Consider the following 24,671-nt stretch of genomic DNA (forward strand, 5'->3'; position numbering starts at 1 on the left):
GTCATGAGTCAGGGGTATTTGAACTTCCCACACATCGATCCAGTTTTGATTGAAATAGGGCCATTAGCAGTACGATGGTACGGCTTAATGTATTTATTCGGTTTCATGTTTGCCTTATGGCTTGCTAATAAACGTGCTGATAAACCAAACAGCGGTTGGACTCGTGATCAAGTGAGTGATCTTCTGTTTGCAGGCTTTTTAGGGGTAGTCATTGGTGGACGTGTTGGTTATGTCCTGTTTTATAACTTTGGCCATTTCTTAGAGAATCCTCTGTACTTATTTGAAGTCTGGACGGGCGGTATGTCTTTCCATGGTGGCTTGTTAGGTGTTATCACCGCAATGCTCTGGTACGGTTATAAAAATAATCGTAGCTTCTTTACCATTGCTGATTTTGTAGCGCCATTAGTTCCATTTGGTCTAGGTGCCGGTCGTCTTGGTAACTTCATGAATGGTGAGTTATGGGGCCGTGTTACTGATGTACCTTGGGCGATGGTATTCCCAACGGGTGGCCCTTTCCCTCGTCATCCATCTCAGTTATATGAATTTGCACTGGAAGGTGTTGTTCTATTCTTCATTCTAAATTGGTTTATTCGCAAGCCCCGTCCACTAGGTGCAGTTTCAGGCTTATTCTTATTTGGCTATGGAACCTTCCGTTTCTTGGTAGAATACGTCCGCCAACCTGATGCTCAGTTAGGTCTATTTGGTGACTGGATTTCAATGGGACAAATTTTATCATTGCCAATGGTGATTGGTGGTCTATTGATGATGATTTGGGCATTCAAACGTAATCTTTTTGCGACTGATTTGAAGAGCAGCGGTACCAAGTCAAAGAAATCTAAACAAAAAGCAAAATAAACAAACTAAGAAAAATACGCTAGAATAGCGTTAATGACGATTTATAGTAATGGCCTCTCGTTTGAGGCCATTTTTTTAACTAATTTTAAGAGAGCAGACCCGTGAAGCAGTATTTAGATTTATGCCAACGCATCGTTGATGAAGGGACTTGGATTGAAAACGAACGTACAGGAAAACGCTGCCTAACGGTGATTAACGCCGATTTAACTTACGATGTTGCTAATGGCCAATTTCCGCTAGTAACGACACGTAAGAGTTTTTGGAAAGCGGCCGTCGCAGAGATGATTGGTTATATTCGCGGTTATGATAACGCAGAAGATTTCCGCAAAATTGGCACTAAAACATGGGATGCGAATGCGAACTTAAATGATGCATGGCTGAATAACCCTCATCGTAAAGGCGATGATGACATGGGCCGGGTGTATGGTGTACAAGGTCGTTCGTGGGCAAAACCAAATGGTGAGTTTGTCGATCAACTGAAAAAGATCATTGATGATTTAAGCGCAGGTATTGATGACCGTGGTGAAATTTTAAACTTCTACAATCCTGGTGAGTTTGATATGGGTTGCTTACGTCCATGCATGTACTCACACCATTTTTCACTATTAGGGGACACATTGTACTTAAATAGTACTCAACGCTCGTGTGATGTTCCGCTTTTATAACCCCTCATACTATCTGCACACTTAGTAATTAACTGTAACCTCATTTTTATTTGCTTTTATATTTATTGTACTACACTTAATTTACACAATACGTAAGATAAATATATAGTCATTGTAGTTTAATGCATAGCTCGAGGTTTATATGGATAATTCTGTTGTCATATCTGCTGGTAAGAAACTTAATATAACAAAATCTGTGGCTCATGAAGATTTAGATGGGTATCCCAAAGTAATTTTTCTTGCAGAAGGTGTGGCGGTCTTTAATGAACGAATTGAATTGTTGCCATTAATATCTGATTTTCTTACCGACTACAGAAGAAATTATAGCGATCAGTCAGTCAAAACTTATGCAAACAACTTACGTTACTTAGTTAAATATCTCACTACTTATGATGATAATCATGTTGGCTCTAAACGAGATGATTGTTTGATGACTGTCCACGAAACAGAAATTCAGAAATATTTTGACTATTGCCGAAACAATAAAAATCATAACGATGTAGAAAAACCATCAATAAGTGGAAAAACCTTATCAAACAGGGATGCTACTTATAATAGATTCTTTTCTGAATTCCTCTGTAACCCTCCTGCTGGTTACAAACTTATGCGAGAAGATAATCCATATGGAAATGGTAGCTTGGTTGTTGCAGCTAAAGAATCGTTGATTAAACCAGCACTATTTAATGATATCGAAGCTTTACTTCTTGTTGCCAATAATGAAAGAGAAAAATGTCTAATCCAATTTATGTACGATTCTGGTGTTCGTCGGGGGGAAGTCGAAAGCATACTTCAAAATAGTATTTTACAGTTATCTAGAGAATCTCGGAAGAGCATAATTGTAGATTATTCTACAATTCAAATATCGTCTGATTATGTTGCAATGGAAATAAAGGGTAACAAAGGGCGTGGAAGAGAGGCAAAATTTAGGAATACAGTAGTTTCAAAAGAAACAATTAATAGAGTGCAAAAATATCATTCAACTCTTGAATATAAGAAGCAAAAAAGAAAATGGGGTAACACTCCTATTCCTGCCTTTTTGAATCAAAATGGTAATCCTTATACCGAAAAATCAGTCAGTAAACTGATAAAGAGGTTGTCTGTAAGAGCGCTAAAATTTGGATTAATCAATACGATGTTATCACCACATAAAATTAGACATGGATTTGGTGCTATGCTTTTGAATTCTGAAGATCTAGGTAAAACACAATTGGATAGATTGTTACTACTACAGCAGTGCCTCGGACATCAATCATTAACTACAACAGAAGGGTATACAAAAATTCCAATTGGTGTGTGGGATAAACTTGTAGATCGAAATGGCATTGCTCTCAAAAAATATCAGTTGATGAGAAAACTAAAAAATAGAACTAGGTTGGGAGGTGATAAGTGAATGATGAAGCATACAGAGAAATGCTGAATAATTGGTGGAATAGCTTAACTAATGAACAAAAAAAATCAGCCCCAATCACTCACAACTCAATTGACTTTCGTTTTCTCTTTAATAGCACAAAAACACTTTATCACGAAGTGCGTCGATATCTAAAAGAAGATATTAGCAAAATAGATGAAGAACTTAAGATATTAGGTGTCTTACTCAATAAAAAAGCATACAAAAAACGACTAAACAATTGGTGGGATAGTTTAACTGATGTCCAAAAGAAATCAGTTCCAACCACTCGTAACTCAGTTGATTTACGTCATCTATTTAATGATGCAAGGCTCAACTATAATAGTATTCGTCACTATTACTTATGGGAAGACATTAATAAGATAGAGGAAGAGCTTAAGCAGCTTGGTACTTTACTAAATGATGATGATAAAGTGATCGAGACTCTTATGTGTGATTTCATTTCCGACTGTGAATCTAATCCAGACCAGCTCTGGGATGTCGAGTTAACAACTAGAGTTTATAATAGGAAGTTGATAGCAGAAGGCCGTGATCATTACTTTGAGCAATACGGTCTGATTTCTGCTGCGTATTTAGCTAATAAATTTAATTGTAAACCTTATCGCTGTAGCAAACCTGTGATGTTAGAACTTAGAAAGCAACTCAATCAATTATTACTGAAGTACGAAGTATCTCTCCCATATAGAAAAATTAAAGATAGTAGTCATGCCATCGGTAGTGATATGAATCACCGCAGAATTTTTCTCAAGTGGAAAAATGGTTTAACGGATGAAGAAAAGTTGGAACTTCCAATGTTTGGAAAGGTGATTGATAAAATAGCCTTAAGTCATCTAGTATCTATAGAGCGCTTACAAACAATAGGTCCATTATTAGCTTTTGAATTTAAACGCTTCTCTAGTGAAGTTCTTATTCTTAAGGGAACTGATTATAAAACATTTAAAGAACGTAAAGACCTCCGCAAAGAAAAAGCTTTAGGCAAAGAGGAAAGCCCGCGTTCAGCATTTTACAAATTACGACATAAAAAACTTGTATCTATTGAGGATTTTAGTTCAGAAAAAGGGTGGTACGAGGATGTACGACATGTATTTGCTGTTGCGTCATTAAAAGCATCATCAAAATCAGGTATTGCTAATTATTATATTGGATATACACATTATTGTGATTTTTTAGAAACCAAGGAAGTGTTCTCTGATAGCAGTTTTAAAGAGTGTTTTGATTCATGGTCATTGAGAGATTTTAAAGAATTTTTAGGTGAGAAAATTGGTGAAAAAACGCTATCGACAGCACATGCAAATACAATTTTATCATCGTTACGAATCACGCTTAACAGACTGAAAACATTTCGAAATATAAGTTTTAATTATCTTCCGACTGATGGATTTGAGGTTATCAGAGAGACACTAGCTTATAAACCTTATACGCTGAATGAACGAAAGCAAATACACGAAATGCTAGAGCGAGAAATGACTCGAGTTAAAAAGAAACTAGAACCATACAAAAAATTAGATCGAAAAAATGTAAATCTAGATGACTCAAAGATTCAAGCTAGAATTATTTTTGAAGATGATTGTAATTGCATTCCCCCCTATTGGAACTCAGAAGATCGTAATAGAAATTACACTAAGGGGCAGAGAAAACTCTGTTCTTTTGCTGCAACAAGAAGACTTTCTCTTGCTGAATTGCTCGAAGAATGGGGAGTGTTAACTCGAAGAGTACTAACTGGTGACATTGGTGTGTATGTATTAAAAATGGCGCAAGTTTTAGGAATGAATCTAAGCCCCATTTTAGAGCTTGACATTGATGATTATCAAGAGCATCACCCATTAACTAATAAACCTTGTTTAACGTATTGGAAGGAGCGCTCAACAGGGGAAAAAATGATACATCTTGATTTATTTCATGCTGAACTACAATGGTTAACAATGAGTCAACAGAAATTTGTTGAAACCGTGTTTGATGAAGTTATTCAGTTAACTTCAGAGGCTAGAAAGTATATGCCAGATGATATATCAAACAGACTCTTTGTGACTTTTCAAAAGGCACCAAAAGCGCTAGCTGAGATGGATATGAGTAAGTTGTATTCGGATCTCGTTGAAAAATATCAGTTAAAAGATAATGATGGCGAACCATTGTTGCTCAGAACAACTAGATTCAGACCTACCCTCGTTAGTGAATTAGTTGATGCAGGTATTTCAATTAGAGAAATCCAATATTTATTAGGTCATACTTCTATCTACACAACGATGAAATACCTAGATCAATTAGAATTTGATAGAGTCATAAAAGAAAAAGCAAAGAAAGCGATAGAAGATATTTACAGTAGTACCATTCAAGTCAGTGATCATGATTCTAGTAAGAAACAACAGCGTAGATATGATGAAAATTTGATCATAATGAAAACCCCACTCGGCGGTTGTAAAAATATATTTGATCCACCCGAGTTTATCAAAAAATCATCTTTGTATGTAAAAGGAAAACCATGCTCTCAATATAACAAGTGCTTATCTTGTGAGTATGTGATGCTGACAAAAATACATCTCCCAGAATTGTTTGCAATGCAAAGAGATTATTTGGGATCGTTAGAGAGTGGTGCAGTTGTTAATACGCCTTATTATGCTGTGGTTTTAGAAAATATCTCACTGCTTGATGATATTTTGAATCCCGAAACCTCAGAGTTTGATGAAGATACTTTGATGGAGGCAAAAGAAAACTCGTTATTTATTGAAACTACAATATTAGATAGCTGGAGTTGTTAACAATGGAACAAAAACATTTTGAACATTTACTGCAAATAAATCAATATTGGAAAGAGATCTTTTCCAGTTTATTAATTTTGAATAAAGTTGATTCTAATAAAGCTAGTGTTGACATTGATTCATACATCGCCCAACTATCTCTATTACCTGTTTCTAAGGAGAATGTATTTCGGGATATGCAGTGGAATTATGATGCGGAAACTTCAAACCGATCAGCTTCTGTCGGTAGATCACATGTTCGGCTTGATTTTGATACCTATACGCATATCCCGCTCGGTGTTATTACTGAGATAAAGTGCTTATTTTTAAATGTTTATGCATCACCAAAAGATTTTGGTCATCAACAAAACGATATAAAACCGAACACCTTAATTGGTGTGTTCGGAGATGGATTGAGGTTTTTGGATTTTGTCTTCAATGAAGTGGAGAAGCGGCTTGGTCAAGAATACGTGCAAGCTCAATGTAGTAAGCTTTCTGAAATCACGTTATTAGACTTTGAAGAAGCGGCAAAAAAAACTACGCTAAAAATATCATCTAAGAAAAAAAGATACAGTCGTTATAAATATTTTTTTGGCTATTTAAATTGTCAAAAAACGAAAGATAATCTAGGGCTTGAGTGCCAAGCTGATTATGGTGCAATTAAAAAAGCGTATGAGGAGAATTGCAAGAAGATCTATGACACGAAAGAAGAAAAACTACCTTATCTTGAAACAAAAGTATTCGATTCGGTTCTTAAGAATGCTTCATTTAATGTTGTAAGTTTTTTGTATGCTGTTGGTGAAAAAGTAAATGACCCTGTGATGGCGAAGTATTATGAGGTCCTAGCAACAACACATAAAGAGTTTCCATTTTCAAAACAGGAGTTTGAAGATTATGGCGCTTATCGTTTGAGTCAGAAAGGATACTCACTTGCTGATATCAACGCCGTTTTCCCTGAAAATCAAGTGGCAAAATTTGCTTCTGATGTCCAGTCTATTCATTCGATGGTAAAGACTAATTTTGGGAAAAAAATTAAATTTACCGAATCTCTTCGAGTTACCTTGAATGAAGTATTTTATTCGTCACTATGGGTTATCGGTTTATTGATGGGAGCAAGACCCAATGTGTATTCAGATTTAAAGATTCATAGTTGTCTGGATTTAAAAAATAACACCATTATCGCTGAAGAGCATAAGGGGCGAGATAATCGATGGAATTTGTTTAATGATCGTTGGGTAGCGATACCAATTATGATTGATGCAATAAAAGTAGTCGAATTAATAGGCGGCAAGGTTTTTAAAAACACATATGTTTTTGGTAATGTTAATACATCATATCCAGATGAAATAAATACACCTATGACAACTCTCTCTTATACGGTTAAACAGGGCTTTTGGGTATTAACTGGCATATCTCCAAAGAAGACTAAAAGTAACATTAGTGCGTATATATTTAGACACAGTTTAGCGCATCAAATGATCAGGGCCGATGTAGGACTGCCTGTTATTTCTTATCAACTTAAACATATAGTATCAGCAGCAGAAGCTCTTGCACGTAAAGGTAAAGTTAGCCAAACGACGTTGGGCTATGGTGGTATAGCTAATCAATTAATAAGCAAAGTTACTAATGGTAAGTTGTTCGATCTTAGACATTCAGCGGAGTTAGAAGGAGTTAAGGCTAACTTTAATCCGAATGGTAAATATATGGGCGGTAAAGCCGATGAACATCTTTCTAAGATCAAAAAGTTCTTCAATGGTTGCATGGAAGCTGGTTATACAGAAGAAAATATATATGAAGCGATGGTTGAGCAAGGATTAGCTATAATTAATGTAGGCAGTGGTTACTGTTTTGGTGGAGTTGAAGATTTTGATGAGACTTTGCCATGTATCGGTGGTTTAAGGTGCAATCCTGTTCGTTGTCATAATGCTATAGTAACCAAAGCTAATGCACCAAAATGGAGAGAAATATATCTTTCTAATCTAAAATTGATCGGTGTTGAGGGATATGAAGATAGGCAAGATCAGATAGCAGAAACGATAGAAGAGTCAAAAAGGGTTCTAGAATATTTGGGTGAAGGACTGATCTGATGGCTGAATATGATCAAAAGAACCAAGAGTTATATGATAAAAATACCGATAAAATACAGGTCGCATTGGATGCTATAAGGAAAGATAAGAAACTAAAAGTAACTAAATCTCAAGTAATTAGATTAACGGGGCTTCATCGTAATACTTTTGATTGTAAGGGAGCAAGGGCTTGGGTAGGTGTTGAGCTTGAGATAATAAAAAAGCAGAGGCAAGAAGAGTTAAAGCGCAGCCAACTGACTAAAAAGCAACAAGAAGGTAACTTACAGGATTTATTAGATCAATCAAAGCTAGAGATCTTGCACTGGTTCACTAAATATTCAGAATTAGAACGAGAGTTAGGAAAACAAAGAATACGTTCTAAGCGCGATATTGACAGTCTAGAATGGCATAAGGCTGAAATTAAAAAAGAGCGGGAAGTTCACAATATGCTTGAGGAAAGAGTTGAGTTATTAGAGAGCCTATTAAATGATAAGTTAGGTAATAATGGAGCTTAACGCCCCATTGTATTGTGACTAAACCGAGAATGGGTATTTGATGGGCTCGTGGTGTTGGTAATTAATCACTTCGAAGTCATCAACGGTGACCCATGTTTCTAAGTCTTCTAGTGACTTAATGTTTGGATTAATAATGAGTTTAGGCGCAGCGTAAGGTTCTCTCTGAATTTGTTCTTTCATTAGGTCTACTTGATCTTCATAAATATGAGCATTGACGATCTTATGGAACGCTTTACCGGCTTTTAATCCAGTAATCTGAGCTGTGATCTGGAGTAGCCATGCCACTTGAATTTGATTGAATACTAAGCCGAGAGGGACGTCACAGCTACGCTGAGTACTGTTCAAATAGAGAGTATCATCGAGTAGTGAAAAATGGTGGCTATACATGCAAGGACGTAAACAACCCATGTGGAACTCTCCTGGGTTGTAAAAATTAAGGATTTCACCACGGTCATCAATGCCGTTACTTAGATCATTAATAATCTTCTTATATTGATCTACAAAACCACCGTCAGGTTTCGCCCATTTACGCCCTTGAACCCCGTATACTCGGCCCATATCATCTTCACCTTTACGGTGTGGGTTATTAAGCCATGCTTCATTCTTATTAGCGTTGGCATCCCAAGTTTTAGTACCTAATTTTCGAAAGTCTGCCGCATTATCATAGCCACGTAAGTAACTTAGCATTTCTGCGATAGCACTTTTCCAAAAAGTTTTGCGTGTTGTTACAAGAGGAAATTCATTAGCAGACATATCGTATTCTAAGTCCGCATTAATAACGGTTAAGCAGCGTTTACCTGTTCTCTCATTCTCAACCCAAATGCCTTTATTGATAACTCGCTTACACAAGTTCTCATACTGATTGTATTTATTCTTCATAATATTTACCAAGTGTCTTTTCTTTGCATGATATTATCACATTCATGTACATGACTTTACTATGTCTGAAATAATTTAAGAGCTGCGAAGCCAATACTTAACGTTTATGTATATTACTATATAAAAATATTTGTATTCAGTTATTCAGTGGGTTAGTTATTATTTTTCTGAGTAATTGATAGTAAAACTGAACCCTGATATATCTGAGACATCTCTGTCTTGCGAAGAATCGCTATCTTCATTTTCTCCACTTACGTACCAAACTGATACCTCAGGGTGAGCTATAGATGATAATAGTGATAATGCATAAAAAATCTTAGGGCCGAATGGTAGCAACACTATCTTATATTTGTTTTTGTTCGCACTGATCACCGAATCCAGAGAGTATATCGTTTCTGTTGGTGATTCTAATTCATAGGAAAATCGATTACTTTCTGGATATGCTCCCATTAACCTACTGTTTTCTCGAATAACATCAGTATAATATTTATCTTCCTTCGATTGAGGTATATACAAGAAAGCTTCAGAACTTTCTAGGAACTCTACAGCACCAACTGCTTTATCTCGTTCATAACCTAAGCCTACTACTGATAAAATAGGCATTCCTGGACGATTTGACCAACCTGAAAAAAAATTGGACACAGGCTTAACGTCATTATTGGGATGAGCTTCACCGGAAGGAGGACTATACTCAGCTAAAGTGTAAATTATTCGAATCTCGTAGCTATACACCATTGCCATTCTGGCGACTATTGAAAAAAGTTCCGCTAGTGATTTTCTATCAATTAGTGATATATCAATTGCTATCTTAGTAGAGCCATCAGATTTACTTGTTTGCCTTAATACTTCGACAATATCATCATCAAATGAAAACACTTGAATCGATTGAAACTCCGCTTCTCCAATAAAGGAAATAGCATCCCTTTTTTGACCTCGTTTAGTAATAATTAGATCAGACGATAACATCTCATCTTTCGCGGAGTTGTTGATTATATTTTTAAGATTTTGAATGCTGTAATTGGATTTCATAAAAACATATCCTGCTGTCTATTATCTGAATCAATACTAGATGTGTGTTTTTTGCTCTTGATATCTGTTGTTAAAATAGTACTCAAGTTAATTGTCGTACTAGTTGTCAGATTTAGCTCAAATTTAGGAGACAACAAATATGAAAGCCTGAATCGCATACCTTGTAAACTGTCATAAGAACCAAATGTATTATCAGAACTAACAGATACAATCGCACCATAGTTCCACGCAATCATTAGTGCAGCTTCGACATCTTTCGGTACCGCGTGGTCAACAGTAAAAGTAGACTTTAGAGAAGCATTAAAAGGTTCATCAATTAGCCTATGATTGAAATATTTGCCAATTTTTTTTAATAGACCATAAACAGGTTGTAAGGTCGAAAGCCCCATATTGTTTGATAATGGTAAGGTTTTTAACATTGCGGCATAACTACTGGTTGAGCTATCTACGTTCTCCATTTGCGCTGATTCATTAATTTTAGTTGTACCACCATTCACTAAAAGCGGACTTAGCACGGAAAGTAACCATCTAGGATTCCCTTCACTAATAGTTGATATGGCTTCCCAACCAGAATAAAACTCAGGTAACGATCGTCTGCCCTTTCTCTTTCCATTCTTGTTTAAGAAAGCGTTCCTGAATGCAACGATAGGTGAAATTTTTCTTATTAAACTAGGAGTAGCCTCTGCTGATAAGAAGTGATTCTTGTAATTTAATTTTTTCGCTCGGACAAACGTTTTAAATGTTGGGTCCTTTTGATATAGCTCATCAAAGACTTCAATCCACTGTTGAGGAGTTGAGTTAACTCTAGATCCAAATCTTGTTGAGCCTAATCTATCGACTGGATTATTGATGCCAAACTTTGATGTCACTAAGTTCATGCAAAACTCATTACTCTCGCCTTTTGTAACATACCAAAGCTCAACAATAGAGTAATCATTAATGGCACTTGTTTCTGTTTTTACTTCTTGGTGAAAACCACAAGGAACAAGGGCAACTTTGAATATCACTTTATGTGCAGATGAACGCATACTAGATAAAACTTTATCTAGTAAATTTTTAGGTGCTATCTCAAACTCATCCAAAAGTAAGGCCCAGCGGTGTTCAGGTCGGTTTAAAGCTCTGTCTATTGATGAGAGGACGGACTCAACACTTGTTTTAAGATCATAAAACGCATAAGGCACTTTATTCTCAAATTCGCTTTCATCAAAATTTGAATTTCCAAAAAGACTTACCTTTCTAGAGTATTCACCGAGGTCATTTAGCTTCATAACAAGCTCATGCCTAACTCTAGACAGTGATACTTTTTCTGGCTGAAGCTTCAAAATTTCACATATTTCAATTAAAGATTCATGAACACTGACGGAATTCTTCTGTAAGACTTCACTAGAGATATTACTTAAAGAGCTTTCGATACTATCGATAGTACTTAACATGACATGAGTAAAAAAGGCGCTATATGCGAATGCCTCTGAAATCTCAGTTTTTAGACCAACATCCTCTAGCGACTTGATCATTTCTCCCCAAACAAGATCACCTGGAACATATATACCATCATATTCGACGTTCAGACTCGTGGAACCTTTCCACTTGGGAAGAGTGTTTATACTTAACATACGAAGAAAGGTGGTTTTTCCGCTACCTCTCGGCCCAACAAGAATCGTATGTTCATTTCTTGCGGTCTCTAAAAATAGCTTAGAGGATACAAACGACCTAGCAATATCTTCGCTTCTTAAGTGTTTTGCATTAAAGGCTTCTAGTTTCATCTTATGCCTCTGTTTTCTCAAGTTTTTCGATTTCACCACTGTCATTCATTATAAAATCGATGTTATATTCCAAAAGATTCTGTTCTAAATGTTTTAAGTCTTTAGGTACACAGTGTTTAATATTTGGGAATTTTTCAATGATGTCATTCCATGTAGTACCAGTTACTGGAGCTACAATGTTAGCGATATCCTCTGCTAGTTCCTCTAAACATCCAACAAACCCAAAGCCCACCCCTGTAAATACTCCATCATTTCTTCTTTTAGATAGACCCCAGTGATTCCCTTGCCAGGAGTATACATCAAGTACACCTTGGGGAGTCCCTCGTGTCTTTTTAGGGTCTATATCCATGACGTAGAATTGATTCGCGAAGTCATCCCCTAAACTCTCTTTGTGGCATGAAAGGGTACCAGCAGCAAACACAACAGTTCTCTTGCTTCCATCAGAGAAGTAAGAGATTTTACCGTGATGCTTATGTCCATGAATGACTATCCAATTGCCATATCTATTAAGCATTTCAAGCAATTCAACGCCACCATTCATAAAGTCATATGAGCCTAAATTATAGTTTGGGTGCTGTATTGGATGATGGTGACAAACGAGTAATCCTAACTTTTTGTTTTGATTGTCAAAGTGAGCTTGCAAAGTTGACTCTAACCATTGATGTGTAGATTTTGAAACAAACCCTTTTTCATATGCGACTGGGTTATTTGTATGATTAGAGCAACTATTTAGAGTTATTAAGTTATATGATTCTGTTTGAGAAAAAAGGAAGTTTGAACCAAAGTAATGGATACGATTTATATGATCGCTCATTGATTCATTTTTATTCAGGTGTACTAACGGGTAGATAGGTGAGAGTTGTTTTAAGTCTTCAACAAGACAATGATCTTTGTCTAACTCTCTAATAACATTGTGAAGTTCAAAGCCTCTGCTATTAACATCATGATTACCAGTGGCAGCGACAAGAATTTCACAACCTAAAGTGTTGGCAAGTTCGTTTAATTTTTTCCAAGCGAACTGCAAAGCACTTTTTTCAGAGTGGGTGGTAATATCACCAGGACAAACAAGGATATCAGCACTAATTGAGTCACTTTTAACCTTATCTATTAAACTTTGCCAAAAATTATTTGTTAAGCCTTTTTCGCCATTGAATGTTAACCAAGAATGTCGGCTGCCATCCTTGACTTTATCACTATTAACAAAATGTAAGTCACTTACTACCGCAACTTTCAATGATTTTGATGGCATTAACTTCCAAACCCCGTTGTGTAACAGTTACTAAATGCTAAATGTATCATAGTTTTATATTAGATGGCTTCTTGAATTAGTAAGTAATATGGTTGGAAATAGTATGCATATTAAATAATCATTAATTTTAAAAGCGGTAAGTTGTTGTACTTGTTATTATGTTTTTAGTGCGTTTTATCTGATAGATATAGTGTGATTTAACTATTTGCGTTATATCTTTATAAATCAGATTAACAAGACTTCAACTTATTCATGGATTGTTAAGGAGTTTAATCTCCTTTTTGACTCATTACGCAACTTGCGTTATGCAACTTGCGTAATGATAAATTGCATGCAAAGCATAAGTCTTATTTTTTGGGTGAATGCATTGAGGGTTGTTGAATAAATACTATTTAAAGCATTAAAAAACAAGTCACTCACTTTTTATATCTAACTTTGTTTTTGATACATGTTCAAGAAGTACTCTTTTTTCATCCTCTGTCATTTTGTCTATGATACAAGCTAATTTTGCTGAGCTCTCACTTTCACAAAAAAAATAATTCAAAGGTACATCAAGCTCATCTGCGATTAGCTTCAAGGTTTGAACATCTGGAGTGTGCTTTCCTTTTTCATACTGATTCATTCTTGGGCTTGCTGTACTTTCATCCATACCTATGCGGACTCCCAAGGATTTCTGAGATAGGTTCGCTTTTTTACGCGCCTCTTTGAGGCGCAATGGAAATGGATTATTAAATGACATTTATATTTCATATCTCTAGACTCTAAGTAACTAAGATTTTCTTAGTTTTACTGATTTATGTATACTAAGCAATCCTTAGTGTCAGGTCGGTATAAGTTGTAAATGAAACGTTCTATGAAAATTAGTGCATTAATGTATAAGTTGTTGATTGAAAAAAAAATGGATGGTTTCTCTATTATTGAAGCTAGAGATTCTTCATTAAGCCTTGAAGATGAAACACACGATCTTGTTGAAGCAAGGAAGAGAATCTATCGCCAAATATGGCAATATCAGAAAAGGAACTGGCTTAGAAGTGAAGGTGCAGGGAGAAGTAAAAGATACTTTCAAACAGATCAATTTAGAGTTCTTCAAGTCACAGCTCAGAAAAAAGTTGAACCTTTAATAAAAGAACGCAATTCAGATTACTCGGTTTTGTTTCGAGAGAGTAAGGAGTATAAGGGAGAGTTGGAGATCGTGCTTGGTGAAATAGATGAATACCAATCATTAAGATACCGCTTTCCAGAGCTTGAGAATAAATTAACCCCTTTGTTACAGCAAGCAAAGCAACGTTCAGCACACTTGCTTGGTAAGGTGAATGTATTAACGAATGTTTTAAATGTTTTATCTGAAGGCAAAAAAACATGTTAAGGAAGTGGCAGTTAGAGTGTTCAGAAATTGCATTGCAGAAATATAAAACAAATCAAAACCACTTTTTTTGCCAAGCTACACCTGGAGCCGGAAAAACAGTACTTGCAGCAACTATCGCCTCAAGGTTATTGCAAGATGATATGATTGATCTTGTCTTGTGCTTTTCTCCGTCTTTAGCTGTTTCAGACGGTATAAAAAGAACTTTTTCACAGACTCTTAATTGCACTTTTAATGGTGGGTTGGGTTCTATCGGGCAGTCTCTAACATACCAATCAATTCAGTTTCTTAATGGTGAGTTTTGGCGAACACTCCGCAATCATCGAGTGTTCGTCGTCTTTGATGAAATACACCATTGTTCGGGGCTGGAGATTGAAAATGCGAACGTTTGGGGTCAACAGGTACTGACTAAAGTTCAAGGCTTAGCTACCTATACTCTCGCGATGTCAGGTACTCCATGGAGATCAGATTCCTTGCCTATAGTAATGGGAGAATACAGTGATCCTGATGGAGTGCTTTTAGTTGATTACCAATATACTCTCAAACAAGCCATCGCAGATAAAGTCTGTAGATCTCCCAAGATCGTATTGGTTGATAATGAGCATTTATCAGTAACTAGTGATAAAAAAGTTGAATCGTTTACCTCAATATTAGAAATGATTAAGCAAACCAAAACTTCTTATCAAAGTGTCATTCACAATCAAGAGGCTATGGAGTACCTGCTTAGCCTTGGTTGTAAAAAGCTCGCAGATATACGATCTCATGCTCCAGAGGCAGGAGGGTTGGTTGTAGCCTCTTCTGTTAATCACGCTCAAACTATCAAGGAGATACTCTCCCAAAAGTACGCCCAAACGGTCGTAATAGTCACTTATCGACATGAAGAGCCTTTAGCTGAGATTGACCGTTATCGACAAAATAATACTCAATGGATAGTTAGTATAGGAATGATTAGTGAAGGTACTGATATTCCGCGCCTTCAAGTTTGTTGCCACATGAGTTCGGTTAAAACTGAGCTGTATTTTAGGCAGGTGTTAGGACGGATTCTTCGTATGAGTGGTGCCGTAAACCAGCAAGCCTGGTTGTTCACTTTTGCAGAGCAAAGTCTGATCGAGTTTGCAGAGCGGATTGAGCAAGATATTCCTGAATCATGTATGTTTGCTAAGATGAAAAACCAAGTAGATCTAGAGTTTGATATTCAGAAAAATAAGTTGAAGGATAACAGTTGTTTAGAAGAACGAAATGAAATGAACGGACAATTGAAGTGGAGCAGTACAGCTAATATTGATTTCAATTCAAATGGCTCTCTTGATGCATTAGACGAACTTCGGTTGGGAACTTTTAAACAGCGTGTGATTTCTGCTTTTCTATAAAGTATAGGGGCGTATAAGTGGGCAAATTAATTTGTAGTGATGTAGTACATTTGTGTGCATAAAATCAATTAATTTAAATATTATTTAGTGTAACATTCTCTTTAATCAATGGTTTTTAAATTATTTCATATAAATGCTAGAAGTTTATGTTTGAGGCTTCGATATTTAATGAGGACAGAAAATGCAGCAAGTAATGCCTGAAAAGTTAATAGTAGTCAAATCGTTAGCTCTTAATGAAAACCAAGGGTTTGTAATCCCAGTTTTGGCTGAGCAAGAGGATGGATCTTATCGTCGTTTAAACAGAGACGAATACCCTAGTGATATCTTGATAACAAAAGGCTTTCCTGCAATTGCTGAACAGTATGAAACCAGTGAGCTTTTTGTGCTTTCCAATCACTCTTTGGATGAAGCAAAAGAAGGTTTAAAATACAGAGCACACCTTAATGATGTGGAGAGGTTGCCTCAAAATACATTTTTGCCTGTCCTAATTACAGACCTTCCTGATAAACAAGCTGGATTGTTACCTCTAGATATTATTCCTCCATCGCAGCCATTTTTTATCTTAGATAATGAATACATGTATGGGCCTTTGTCTAGTACTCAAACTGATGATAAGAGATACATGATTGAGCCATTTGTTCATCCATTACTCAGCTTTGGTAAAGGGTACCTAGGAAAGTTCAATTACTCAGAGGTTTTAGATACCGTTGTTGATGCCTTTGTTAATGGTGTAGAGAAGAAATTTATTACCTCATTTAAGGCTGTGTCTAAATATAAATCAGGAAACTCAAGTATTGACTATTTGTCTGATGACCAACTTATCCGCGTTGTTAACGCTCAAGGTTTTGGGAAAAAATCTAAAGTTTTAGCGAAGAAAGAGGCTGAAAGGTTACAACAATTTATTGCAGATAGTGAGAAAGCTAATCAAATAATTAAACAAGATGAACGTGTAGAGCGTTTAAAAAAATTATTAGACAAGTATTTGGTGGAAGCTGATTTTGGTTACTCTCTGATAAAAGAGTACCTTGGTTCGTCTGCTGGACAACGCTTCCTACAAACTTACGTCGAAGAAAATAAATTATCTTTGCTGCAAGAACATTTAGATAAAGTCAATGAAGAAGCAGATGAAAAAGAAAAAGAAATACGACTGAAGCTTCAAAAACTATCAGATACATTTTTGCAAAAAGAGATTCAATTACATGATTTCGAATTAAAGATTGTGCAAAAAAAGAAAGAAGTCGAAGAAGAGATTGCAAAGATAGAAGCCGAGAAAGAAGAAACAATTAAAAAGCGCCTTGAAGAACAGCAGCATGAGCTTTCCAAGGAAATTGAATCTGCCAAGTTAGATCTTTCTAACATTCTGAATGATATAGAAAATCAATCTAAAGAATTAGGGGTAGTCAACGAAACAACTCAACTTAATAAAAGAAAGTCGTACTTAGAGGAGCATAATAAAATGCTTGAATCTGCAGCGAATGGCTTTGTTAATACTTTACAAACTACAAGTAACCAAGATTTAGCAAAAAAAATTGGCGAAATGGAGGCCATTAATAAAGTTTTGAGTGGACAATCATATCTTGAGACTACCTCTTTGGAAGCAAAACCAATTGTATTTGCTAAAAATCAGCCGGAAAATGCTGAGGATCTTATCGATAGCTTATGTTATGAGTTTTCTGAAGATGGCGGAAGAGCTTTCTCTCAAGAAGAAATGACAAATTTATTAGTTTCAGTGAATCAGTCTTTCTTAACTGTTTTGAGTGGTCCTCCAGGAACCGGAAAAACATCAACAGCGACTCGCTTAGCAGAAGCATTGCACCTAGGCTGCTCCCAAGGCGATAAGAACTTTCTATTTGTTCCTGTTGGTCGTGGTTGGGTGTCAAGCCGAGATACATTAGGTTTTTATAACTCACTTAAAGGTGTATATCAAGAATCAAGAACTGGACTATATAATTTCCTACAACGAGATGCTAATCAAGCAAACAAGATTATTTTACTTGATGAAGCAAACCTCTCTTCAATGGAACATTATTGGTCTGATTTTATAGGGCATTGTGATGCTGATTACGGTTCGAGACCTATTGATACAGGTATCCCTAAAGAAGAGTTAAGATTTCTTAAATTGGATGAATCTGTAAGATTCATCGCAACTATAAACAATGATGCAACAACGGAACGTTTATCTCCTCGTTTGATCGATAGAGCTCCAATTATCAACTTAGATCTGTCTAGTGAAATTGCCCATAATATTGTAGGGAAGAAGCTCGATGGTGCCGTTCACTCGAATTTGATGAAAAAGCTATTTATTCCAGAGGATGCTGAATTATCTAAGGCAAACTCTTTGGTATTGAAGCAGGTTATTGACCAATTGTCAGTACGTGATTCAAAATTAGGAAACCCAGTCCATATAAGCAAACGTAAAGTAAATGCCATTACAAATTACTGTGCAGTTGTTGGTTCAATACTGGATTCTGAAGTTGCTTTAGATTTTGCGATAGAGCAACACATACTTCCACATATTGAAGGCTACGGTTTAGGTTTTAAAAAGCGTTTAGGTAACCTTCAGACCATTCTTGGACGTTCTTACCCTAGATCGACGGCTCAAATAGAACGAATTTTGGCTAGTGGGAATGAATTTACAAGCTCGTTCTCTTATTTTTAATTGGTAGCAGCAAATGAAGCTTGATATCAAAATTCTAAGTGGAGAAAGGTACGGCCATCAGTTTTCTTTATCTACAATTACTTCATCTTCAGTACCTCACCAATGGGTGAAAGAAAATGAAGTAGTTGAGTTATCGCTTTCTGTACCCAACCATTATACAGATGCAGAACTTATTCTTTACGATCATAAAATTGATATAAGCTCTATCACATATGATGATGGTGAGAATAATTGTTGCTTTAACTGGTTACCCCAAAAAAAATGGGGAGGAAGACTGGAATGTCTGTTCTTCAATTACTTTGGGGTAGCGGAACTTACAGTAAAACTCTTAGATCAAGATGGCAGCCATCATTATTTTAATTTTCAGCCTATTGAAGTTTTAGCATCGAAAGCTAATGCAAAAAATGTAGAGTTAATGTTGTCATATTTAGCTAATTTGAACGATGATGAGCTACATTCTTTGTTTCAAACTACAAAGTACAATGCAGGATTTAAAGAAGGGAGTAGCTCCCCTATTAGTAATTTGGAGCGATTGGAGTATAGTTTTAAATTACTGGTATCATTAATTCCGAACTTATTAAGAAAACCAATATCTAAACTCCTCCCTGAACAAAAGGTTATTCAGCCTAATGATCATCATGATTTTAATGATGAATCACTAGGTTGGTTGATGTCTAACCTATCAGTTTTAGATGAATGTGATGATATTCATCAATCACATTTACGCTTTGAAAATAGAATGTATAGAGCTGGTTCTCTTCAGATTTCAGAGCTAAAAGAAAGTGCTGATGTCTATGAAAATAGAGTTATTCATGGTTTCGTAAATTTATTGATAGTCGAAACGTCTAATCAATTAAACTCATATGAGAGTATAGGTGAAGACCAAACGTCAGTTACTTCTCCTCCAAAGGGCTATGTATCGTTTTTTGAACAAGTAAACAAATTCAAAAAGCGTCTTTTAAGCGAGCAAGTAAACCGATGTGAAAGTCTCTTATATTCAATAACTAACCTTAAATTCCATTTGGAAACTCATTTAAGCGTTAGCCATGCATTAACGCAAAGGCCAATGCTGACATCGAAAGCAGCATCAGATCTCTCTTATCGAACTATTTTTATAGAATTTATTAATTGGTATGAGAAAAGTAAGCCTGATTGGTCTGTATATGAGAATTTATTTGCGATAAAAAGTATCCCTATTTTGTTTGAATCTTATTGTTATTATCGAGTCTCAGAAACCCTCAATGGTATCTTTCTTACAAATGATAGGATAAATAGTTACTGGCAAGATAAATATGGAAATGAAATTTCACTTCTAAGAGAGCCGGTTTATTGGATGCCTTTTAATAAAAATGTTTCGGATAGTAGATTCATTAACTCAGAAGGTTTAACCGTTACTAAAACCAAGGTAAGACCCAGGTCACATACGCATAAGTACTCCCATAGGTGCCCAGATATAGTTATCGAGGTTAAGCAACCCAATGGAGAGTTCAAGTTAGCTGTTCTTGATGCTAAATATACAACTGAGTTAATTGCATCGGAGAAAAGACTTCCTGAATGTACTATGAAATACATACATGGCATTCACCAAAAAGGAACAGGAAAGGCAGTGGTCGATTCTATGACTATCCTATTTCCAGAACAATCTTCTCCGTTTAATAGTTTTCATGTCAAAGAGCATGATCTTTTGAGTTTAGACCCAATAACTCCGTCTTTACAGTGCCTGGGCTTAGAACTATCAGATAAACCTGAAGATAAGCTAACATTAATACTATCCAAACTCCTTGAGTCGTTACTGTCATATAATGATTTGAGTTCAAAGTCATTTTCGACGCTAGAAAAAACTGTTTAAGCTAAGTGTGGCTAACAAAGTTGGCCACAGCTACTGACATAAACAGATAGTGAAGTTGTATTAATTACGTCTGCTCCGCTTTGGAAAAAGAAAGCTTAGATAGTACTAATCCTTCTGGAAGCTGATATTATCAGAGTCGATTTTTTTGGAAAAGGCTCAAGATCCCTTTTCCTGACATCCTAATATCTCCGTAACTAGAGAAACAGCGTTACATACAGTTTTTATTTCCAGTTATTCTAACACTTAATGATAGTTGAACATTAAACTGAGTTGATATTTGATAAGACCAGTTAAAAGAATAATAAAAATGAGTAATATTTTGAACTTAAACTGTGCATATGTAATTTTGCACAGTTGTAAAATTGGTTATTATCCTTATTTTTATAATGCAATGTGCAAAACAAAGGGGGTTTAAAGATATTAGGCCTTAATTTTAATATGGTCCAAGTGTACTTCCTACTTGCGATTGTCGCTCAAATCACAGGGCATAAAGCAGGTAAGGCGTATCATAAGATCGTTAATGGTCATATTTATGAAGATCAGCTTGAATTGATGAAAGAAGTTCAGTTAAAGCGTGAGCCATTGAAAGCCCCAACCTTTAAAATAAACCCTAAGATCAAATCATTAGAAGATTTAGAAACTTGGGTAACCATGGATGATTTTGAAGTGATTGGCTATGAAAGCCATGAAGCGATTAAGTATCCTTTTTCAGTGTAATACCCATTTCAGTACTAATACCTACTTAATTACATTTGTATAAGACATAAAAAAGCCCCGAAGCATTTACTTCGGGGCTTTCCTTTATCTGTTTATCATTCTTAAACCGTTAGAGCTAATACGCCACCTGGTAGAATGATGAATACAAAACTTAAATATCCAGCAACAACCGCCTTGTTACGGTTAGCCATTTCTGCAATCCACTCAGCACCTTTAATTGGTAACTCACGTAGGAATGGAGTACCGAAGATAACTAGCGTTGCAATTACGTTGAAACATAGGTGAACCAATGCAATTTGCAGAGCAAGAACCGCATACTCACCTGATGCTGCTGTTGCTGCTAGTAGAGCCGTCACACAAGTACCAATGTTAGCACCAAGAGTGAATGGGTAAACATCGCGAACTTTAAGTACACCAGTACCTACAAGCGGAACCATTAAACTTGTTGTTGTCGATGATGATTGAACTAGAACCGTTACCACTGTACCTGATGCGATACCATGTAGAGGGCCACGGCCAATTGCGCTCTTAAGCAGTTCTTTTGCACGACCAACCATTAAGCTCTTCATTAATTTACCCATAAGAGTAATAGAAATGATAAGAACCGCAATACCAAGGGCAATCATTAATAGACCACCAGTCATGCTTCCAAAGCTAGATAGAGGCTCTTGGATCGCGCTGATAACTGGCTTGGTAATTGGTTTGATAAAATCAAAGCCTTTCATGTTCATGTCGCCCGCACTTAAGAACGGAGACACTAACCATGCTGATAGTTTTTGGAAAATACCAAACATCATTTCTAGAGGTAAGAAAATAGACACGGCTAATAGGTTAAAGAAATCATGAACCGTCGCACAAGCAAATGCACGTCTAAATTCATTTTTACAACGAGCGTGTCCAAGGCTTACTAGAGTATTGGTAACGGTAGTACCAATGTTAGCACCCATTACCATAGGAATTGCGGTTTCAATAGGTAAACCACCAGCCACTAATCCAACAATAATAGAGGTCACAGTTGAAGAGGATTGAATTAATGCTGTTGCAACTAAGCCGATCATTAAGCCAGCAATCGGGTGAGATGCAAATTCAAAAAGAACTTTTGCTTCCTCACCAACAGACCATTTAAAGCCTGTGCCAACCATAGCAACCGCTAAAAGAAGAAGGTAAAGCATAAATGCTAAGTTTGCCCAACGCAGCATGCGCGAGGTATTGCTCATTGTTGCTGCAGAAATTGATTGGGTATTCATAGTAAAGCTCCGTACCGAAATAGTATGTTGTCGGTTTATTTAATCTGAAGCGATAGTAGATAACGAATATTTCAGAAATATTACAGTGAAAGAGAAAACTGTAATAAATGCTTCATAATTCATTTAAGCTCTATTTTTATCATCTTTAGTGCCTTTAAGTTATTGAGTTATAGGTGTTTTTGTTCTTTATTAAAAAATGGAATATAAAATTTTTTTTCAAACTTTTTTGTTCTATGTTTCGCTTGTATGACATTTTTAAGAATCTGGTTGCGGAAAAAGCGAATGGTTTTGATAAAATAAATAGTTTTTACGAAGTGTTTGCTTTAACTGTAATAAATGGCGTATCGTTCATATTATTATGATGCGATGACTTATTCGGTTCGCAAAAAGAGATAAGGTGCAATATGTCCCACTTAAATTACAACCATGTTTATTACTTTTGGATGGTATGTAAGCAAGGTTCAGTAACTAAAGCAGCAGAAGCTCTGTTTTTAACCCCTCAAACGGTCACTGGTCAAATTAAAATATTAGAAGAGCGTTTAGACGGTAAATTAACTAAACGTAACGGTAGGAATGTAGAGCCTACAGAGCTAGGGCAACTGGTCTATAAATATGCAGATCGTATGTTTGGTTTAAGTTATGAGATGCTTGATATCGTTAATTACAGCCAGCAGTCGAATGTATTGTTTGATGTGGGTGTTGCTGATGCGCTTTCTAAACGTTTAGTAAGTAAAGTTTTATCAACAACAGTGCCAGAAGATGCGTCTATTCATCTACGCTGTTTTGAATCCACTCATGAATTATTACTCGAGCAGTTATCTCAACATAAATTAGACATGATTTTGTCTGATTGTCCGGTTGATTCAAGTCAGAACTCTGGGCTTTTCAGTAAAAAGTTAGGTGAGTGTAGTATGAGTTTCTTTTGTTCTAAAGAGAGCGAATCAATCAACTTCCCTGAAGTCTTAGAAAAGAAGAAACTGCTTATTCCTGGTGGCAGAACCTCAATGGGAAGAAAGGTAATCCAGTGGTGTGATCAACAAGGTATTACCCCAAATATTTTAGGGGAGTTTGATGATGTCGCCTTAATGAAAGCATTTGCTCGTGAAAGCAATGCTGTTTTTCTCGCGCCAACCGTTTATATGAATGAGGCAGACTCTGATCTAACTTTACATAGAATTGCTGATGTAAATGATTTAAAAGAAGAGTATTACGTTATTTTTGCTGAACGAATGATCCAGCATCCAGCAGTAAAAAGCATTTGCTCTGCTGATTTCTCACATTTATTTGATTTTAATTTGCAATCATAAAGACGAATACGCTAAATTAGCTTTAACTAAATTAGATGGTAGTATTTATGAATTTACAGATGATGGCAGAGAATGGGCCAAAAGCCGTTACATTACTTAAAGCAATGGCAAATGAACGTCGTTTGTTTATTTTGTGTTTGCTGCTTGATGGGGAGCTATCGGTAGGACAAATTGCAGAACAGCTAGAGTTGAGCCAATCAGCATTGTCTCAGCATTTAGGTTGGTTACGTAAGGATGAGTTGGTATCAACAAGAAAAGAGTCTCAAACCGTGTACTACTCATTAAGTAGCCATGAGGTTAAGTCTGTCATTCAATTATTGCATGATCTGTATTGTCCAAAGAATTAATACGAGGCGATCACTTTTCTGCATAATATAGATAAGGTGCTTATACCAATCTACGCAATTATCTGAACAACTACTTATCCAGAATGGTATTATACCAATCTACATAAGTATTTGATCATTCTTGCTTGTTAAAATCGATTATATCTGCGTTATAAATTTTGTAATTAGATCCACTAGTTACTGTAATTTATGCCTTGCTATAATCGATTTTTCCTACGCAATTATCTGAACAACTACTTATCCAGAATGGTATTAAACATTGGTAGGGTAGAGAATCGTATCTTTTTTTTATTTACCAAATAGCAGGCATAAAAAAACCGACCTAGGTCGGTTTTTTCTTATTTCTAACTGAGAATCAAATTTCTATTAAAGAGCTTTGATTGCTGCAGTGAAACGCGCTTTATGACGTGCAGCTTTATTCTTATGAATAAGGCCTTTAGTCGCCATGCGGTCTAGAAGTGGAGTTGCAGTTGCTAGTGCAGCAGTTGCAGCTTCTTTATCGCCAGCTTCGATAGCTGCGATAGTTTTTTTCATGTAAGTGCGCATCATTGAACGACGGCTAGCGTTGTGCTGGCGACGTCTTTCAGCTTGAGTTGCGCGCTTCTTAGCAGATTTACTATTTGCCAAGGGTCTAACTCCCAAAAACGT

Annotated in this window: 18 protein-coding genes and 2 pseudogenes; 13 read left to right on the forward strand and 7 right to left on the reverse strand. The window is 36.1% G+C overall.

Translation table 11 applies throughout. The features are described 5' to 3' along the window. Nucleotides 1–3 precede the first annotated feature (3 nt). The 6 genes and pseudogenes from lgt to F8B77_RS11435 all read left to right on the forward strand — a co-directional run bounded on the left by lgt (nt 4) and on the right by F8B77_RS11435 (nt 8,244). Nucleotides 4–855: a prolipoprotein diacylglyceryl transferase gene (lgt, locus tag F8B77_RS11410; protein WP_151655442.1), complete on the forward strand. Its 852-nt coding sequence runs from the start codon at nt 4–6 to the stop codon at nt 853–855. Nucleotides 856–956: 101 nt separating this feature from the next. Next, nucleotides 957–1,514, forward strand: a pseudogene (locus F8B77_RS11415) (thymidylate synthase); the annotation flags it as partial. Between the two features lie 148 nt (nt 1,515–1,662). Continuing rightward, nucleotides 1,663–2,910, forward strand: coding sequence for a tyrosine-type recombinase/integrase (locus F8B77_RS11420; protein ID WP_151655443.1), 1,248 nt, complete (start codon nt 1,663–1,665; stop codon nt 2,908–2,910). Beyond that, nucleotides 2,907–5,684, forward strand: coding sequence for a site-specific integrase (locus F8B77_RS11425; protein WP_244298254.1), 2,778 nt, complete (start codon nt 2,907–2,909; stop codon nt 5,682–5,684). The genes F8B77_RS11420 and F8B77_RS11425 overlap by 4 nt, the downstream gene beginning before the upstream one ends. A 2-nt stretch (nt 5,685–5,686) precedes the next feature. Further along, a complete protein-coding gene (locus F8B77_RS11430; RefSeq protein ID WP_151655444.1) occupies nt 5,687–7,750 on the forward strand; it encodes a hypothetical protein in 2,064 nt (687 codons plus the stop codon). Then, entirely contained in the window at nt 7,750–8,244 is a 495-nt protein-coding gene (locus F8B77_RS11435; protein WP_151655445.1) for a hypothetical protein, read from the forward strand. The genes F8B77_RS11430 and F8B77_RS11435 overlap by 1 nt, the downstream gene beginning before the upstream one ends. Nucleotides 8,245–8,262: 18 nt before the next feature. Here the strand turns inward: F8B77_RS11435 and F8B77_RS11440 are convergent, their stop codons facing one another. From F8B77_RS11440 to F8B77_RS11460, 5 genes are all read right to left on the reverse strand, one after another. Then, the gene (locus F8B77_RS11440; RefSeq protein WP_151655446.1) at nt 8,263–9,123 is read right to left on the reverse strand and encodes a thymidylate synthase; all 861 of its coding nucleotides are present in this window, start codon (nt 9,121–9,123) and stop codon (nt 8,263–8,265) included. Nucleotides 9,124–9,282: 159 nt separating this feature from the next. After that, on the reverse strand, nt 9,283–10,152 hold the full coding sequence (locus tag F8B77_RS11445; RefSeq protein ID WP_151655447.1) for a transcription elongation factor GreB: 870 nt from the start codon (nt 10,150–10,152) through the stop codon (nt 9,283–9,285). Further along, entirely contained in the window at nt 10,149–11,915 is a 1,767-nt protein-coding gene (locus tag F8B77_RS11450; RefSeq protein WP_244298255.1) for an ATP-binding protein, read from the reverse strand. Before F8B77_RS11450 ends, F8B77_RS11445 begins: the two co-directional genes overlap by 4 nt. A 1-nt stretch (nt 11,916) precedes the next feature. Next, entirely contained in the window at nt 11,917–13,164 is a 1,248-nt protein-coding gene (locus tag F8B77_RS11455; RefSeq protein WP_151655448.1) for a metallophosphoesterase family protein, read from the reverse strand. Between the two features lie 412 nt (nt 13,165–13,576). Continuing rightward, nucleotides 13,577–13,903 (reverse strand): helix-turn-helix domain-containing protein, encoded by a 327-nt coding sequence (locus tag F8B77_RS11460; RefSeq protein WP_151655449.1) that lies wholly within the window; start codon nt 13,901–13,903, stop codon nt 13,577–13,579. Between the two features lie 102 nt (nt 13,904–14,005). Here F8B77_RS11460 and F8B77_RS11465 point away from each other — a divergent pair, with 102 nt between their 5' ends. The 5 genes and pseudogenes from F8B77_RS11465 to F8B77_RS11485 all read left to right on the forward strand — a co-directional run. Next, complete coding sequence (locus F8B77_RS11465; protein ID WP_151655450.1) at nt 14,006–14,530, forward strand: hypothetical protein; 525 nt, start codon at nt 14,006–14,008, stop codon at nt 14,528–14,530. Beyond that, entirely contained in the window at nt 14,524–15,897 is a 1,374-nt protein-coding gene (locus F8B77_RS11470) for a DEAD/DEAH box helicase (protein ID WP_151655451.1), read from the forward strand. Before F8B77_RS11465 ends, F8B77_RS11470 begins: the two co-directional genes overlap by 7 nt. A 181-nt stretch (nt 15,898–16,078) precedes the next feature. Beyond that, a complete protein-coding gene (locus F8B77_RS11475) occupies nt 16,079–18,556 on the forward strand; it encodes an AAA family ATPase (RefSeq protein ID WP_151655452.1) in 2,478 nt (825 codons plus the stop codon). 13 nt (nt 18,557–18,569) lie between these two features. Next, nucleotides 18,570–20,405 (forward strand): DUF2357 domain-containing protein, encoded by a 1,836-nt coding sequence (locus F8B77_RS11480; protein ID WP_151655453.1) that lies wholly within the window; start codon nt 18,570–18,572, stop codon nt 20,403–20,405. Nucleotides 20,406–20,825: 420 nt separating this feature from the next. Next, nucleotides 20,826–21,122 (forward strand): annotated as a pseudogene (locus F8B77_RS11485) (thymidylate synthase); the annotation flags it as partial. 101 nt (nt 21,123–21,223) lie between these two features. Here F8B77_RS11485 and F8B77_RS11490 read toward each other — a convergent pair. Further along, the gene (locus tag F8B77_RS11490; RefSeq protein ID WP_130086946.1) at nt 21,224–22,369 is read right to left on the reverse strand and encodes a Na/Pi symporter; all 1,146 of its coding nucleotides are present in this window, start codon (nt 22,367–22,369) and stop codon (nt 21,224–21,226) included. Between the two features lie 404 nt (nt 22,370–22,773). Between F8B77_RS11490 and nhaR the strand changes: the two genes are divergently transcribed. Both nhaR and F8B77_RS11500 read left to right on the forward strand, forming a co-directional pair. Continuing rightward, the gene (gene nhaR / locus F8B77_RS11495; protein WP_130046878.1) at nt 22,774–23,676 is read left to right on the forward strand and encodes a transcriptional activator NhaR; all 903 of its coding nucleotides are present in this window, start codon (nt 22,774–22,776) and stop codon (nt 23,674–23,676) included. Between the two features lie 47 nt (nt 23,677–23,723). Further along, nucleotides 23,724–24,023 carry an ArsR/SmtB family transcription factor gene (locus tag F8B77_RS11500; protein ID WP_130044318.1) on the forward strand — a complete coding sequence of 100 codons (300 nt, stop codon included), beginning with the start codon at nt 23,724–23,726 and terminating at the stop codon, nt 24,021–24,023. Between the two features lie 366 nt (nt 24,024–24,389). Here the strand turns inward: F8B77_RS11500 and rpsT are convergent, their stop codons facing one another. After that, nucleotides 24,390–24,650 (reverse strand): 30S ribosomal protein S20, encoded by a 261-nt coding sequence (gene rpsT, locus F8B77_RS11505; protein ID WP_005417629.1) that lies wholly within the window; start codon nt 24,648–24,650, stop codon nt 24,390–24,392. Nucleotides 24,651–24,671: the final 21 nt, after the last annotated feature.

This window comes from Aliivibrio finisterrensis (assembly GCF_008933155.1).
In the GTDB taxonomy this organism is placed as follows: Bacteria; Pseudomonadota; Gammaproteobacteria; order Enterobacterales; family Vibrionaceae; genus Aliivibrio; species Aliivibrio finisterrensis.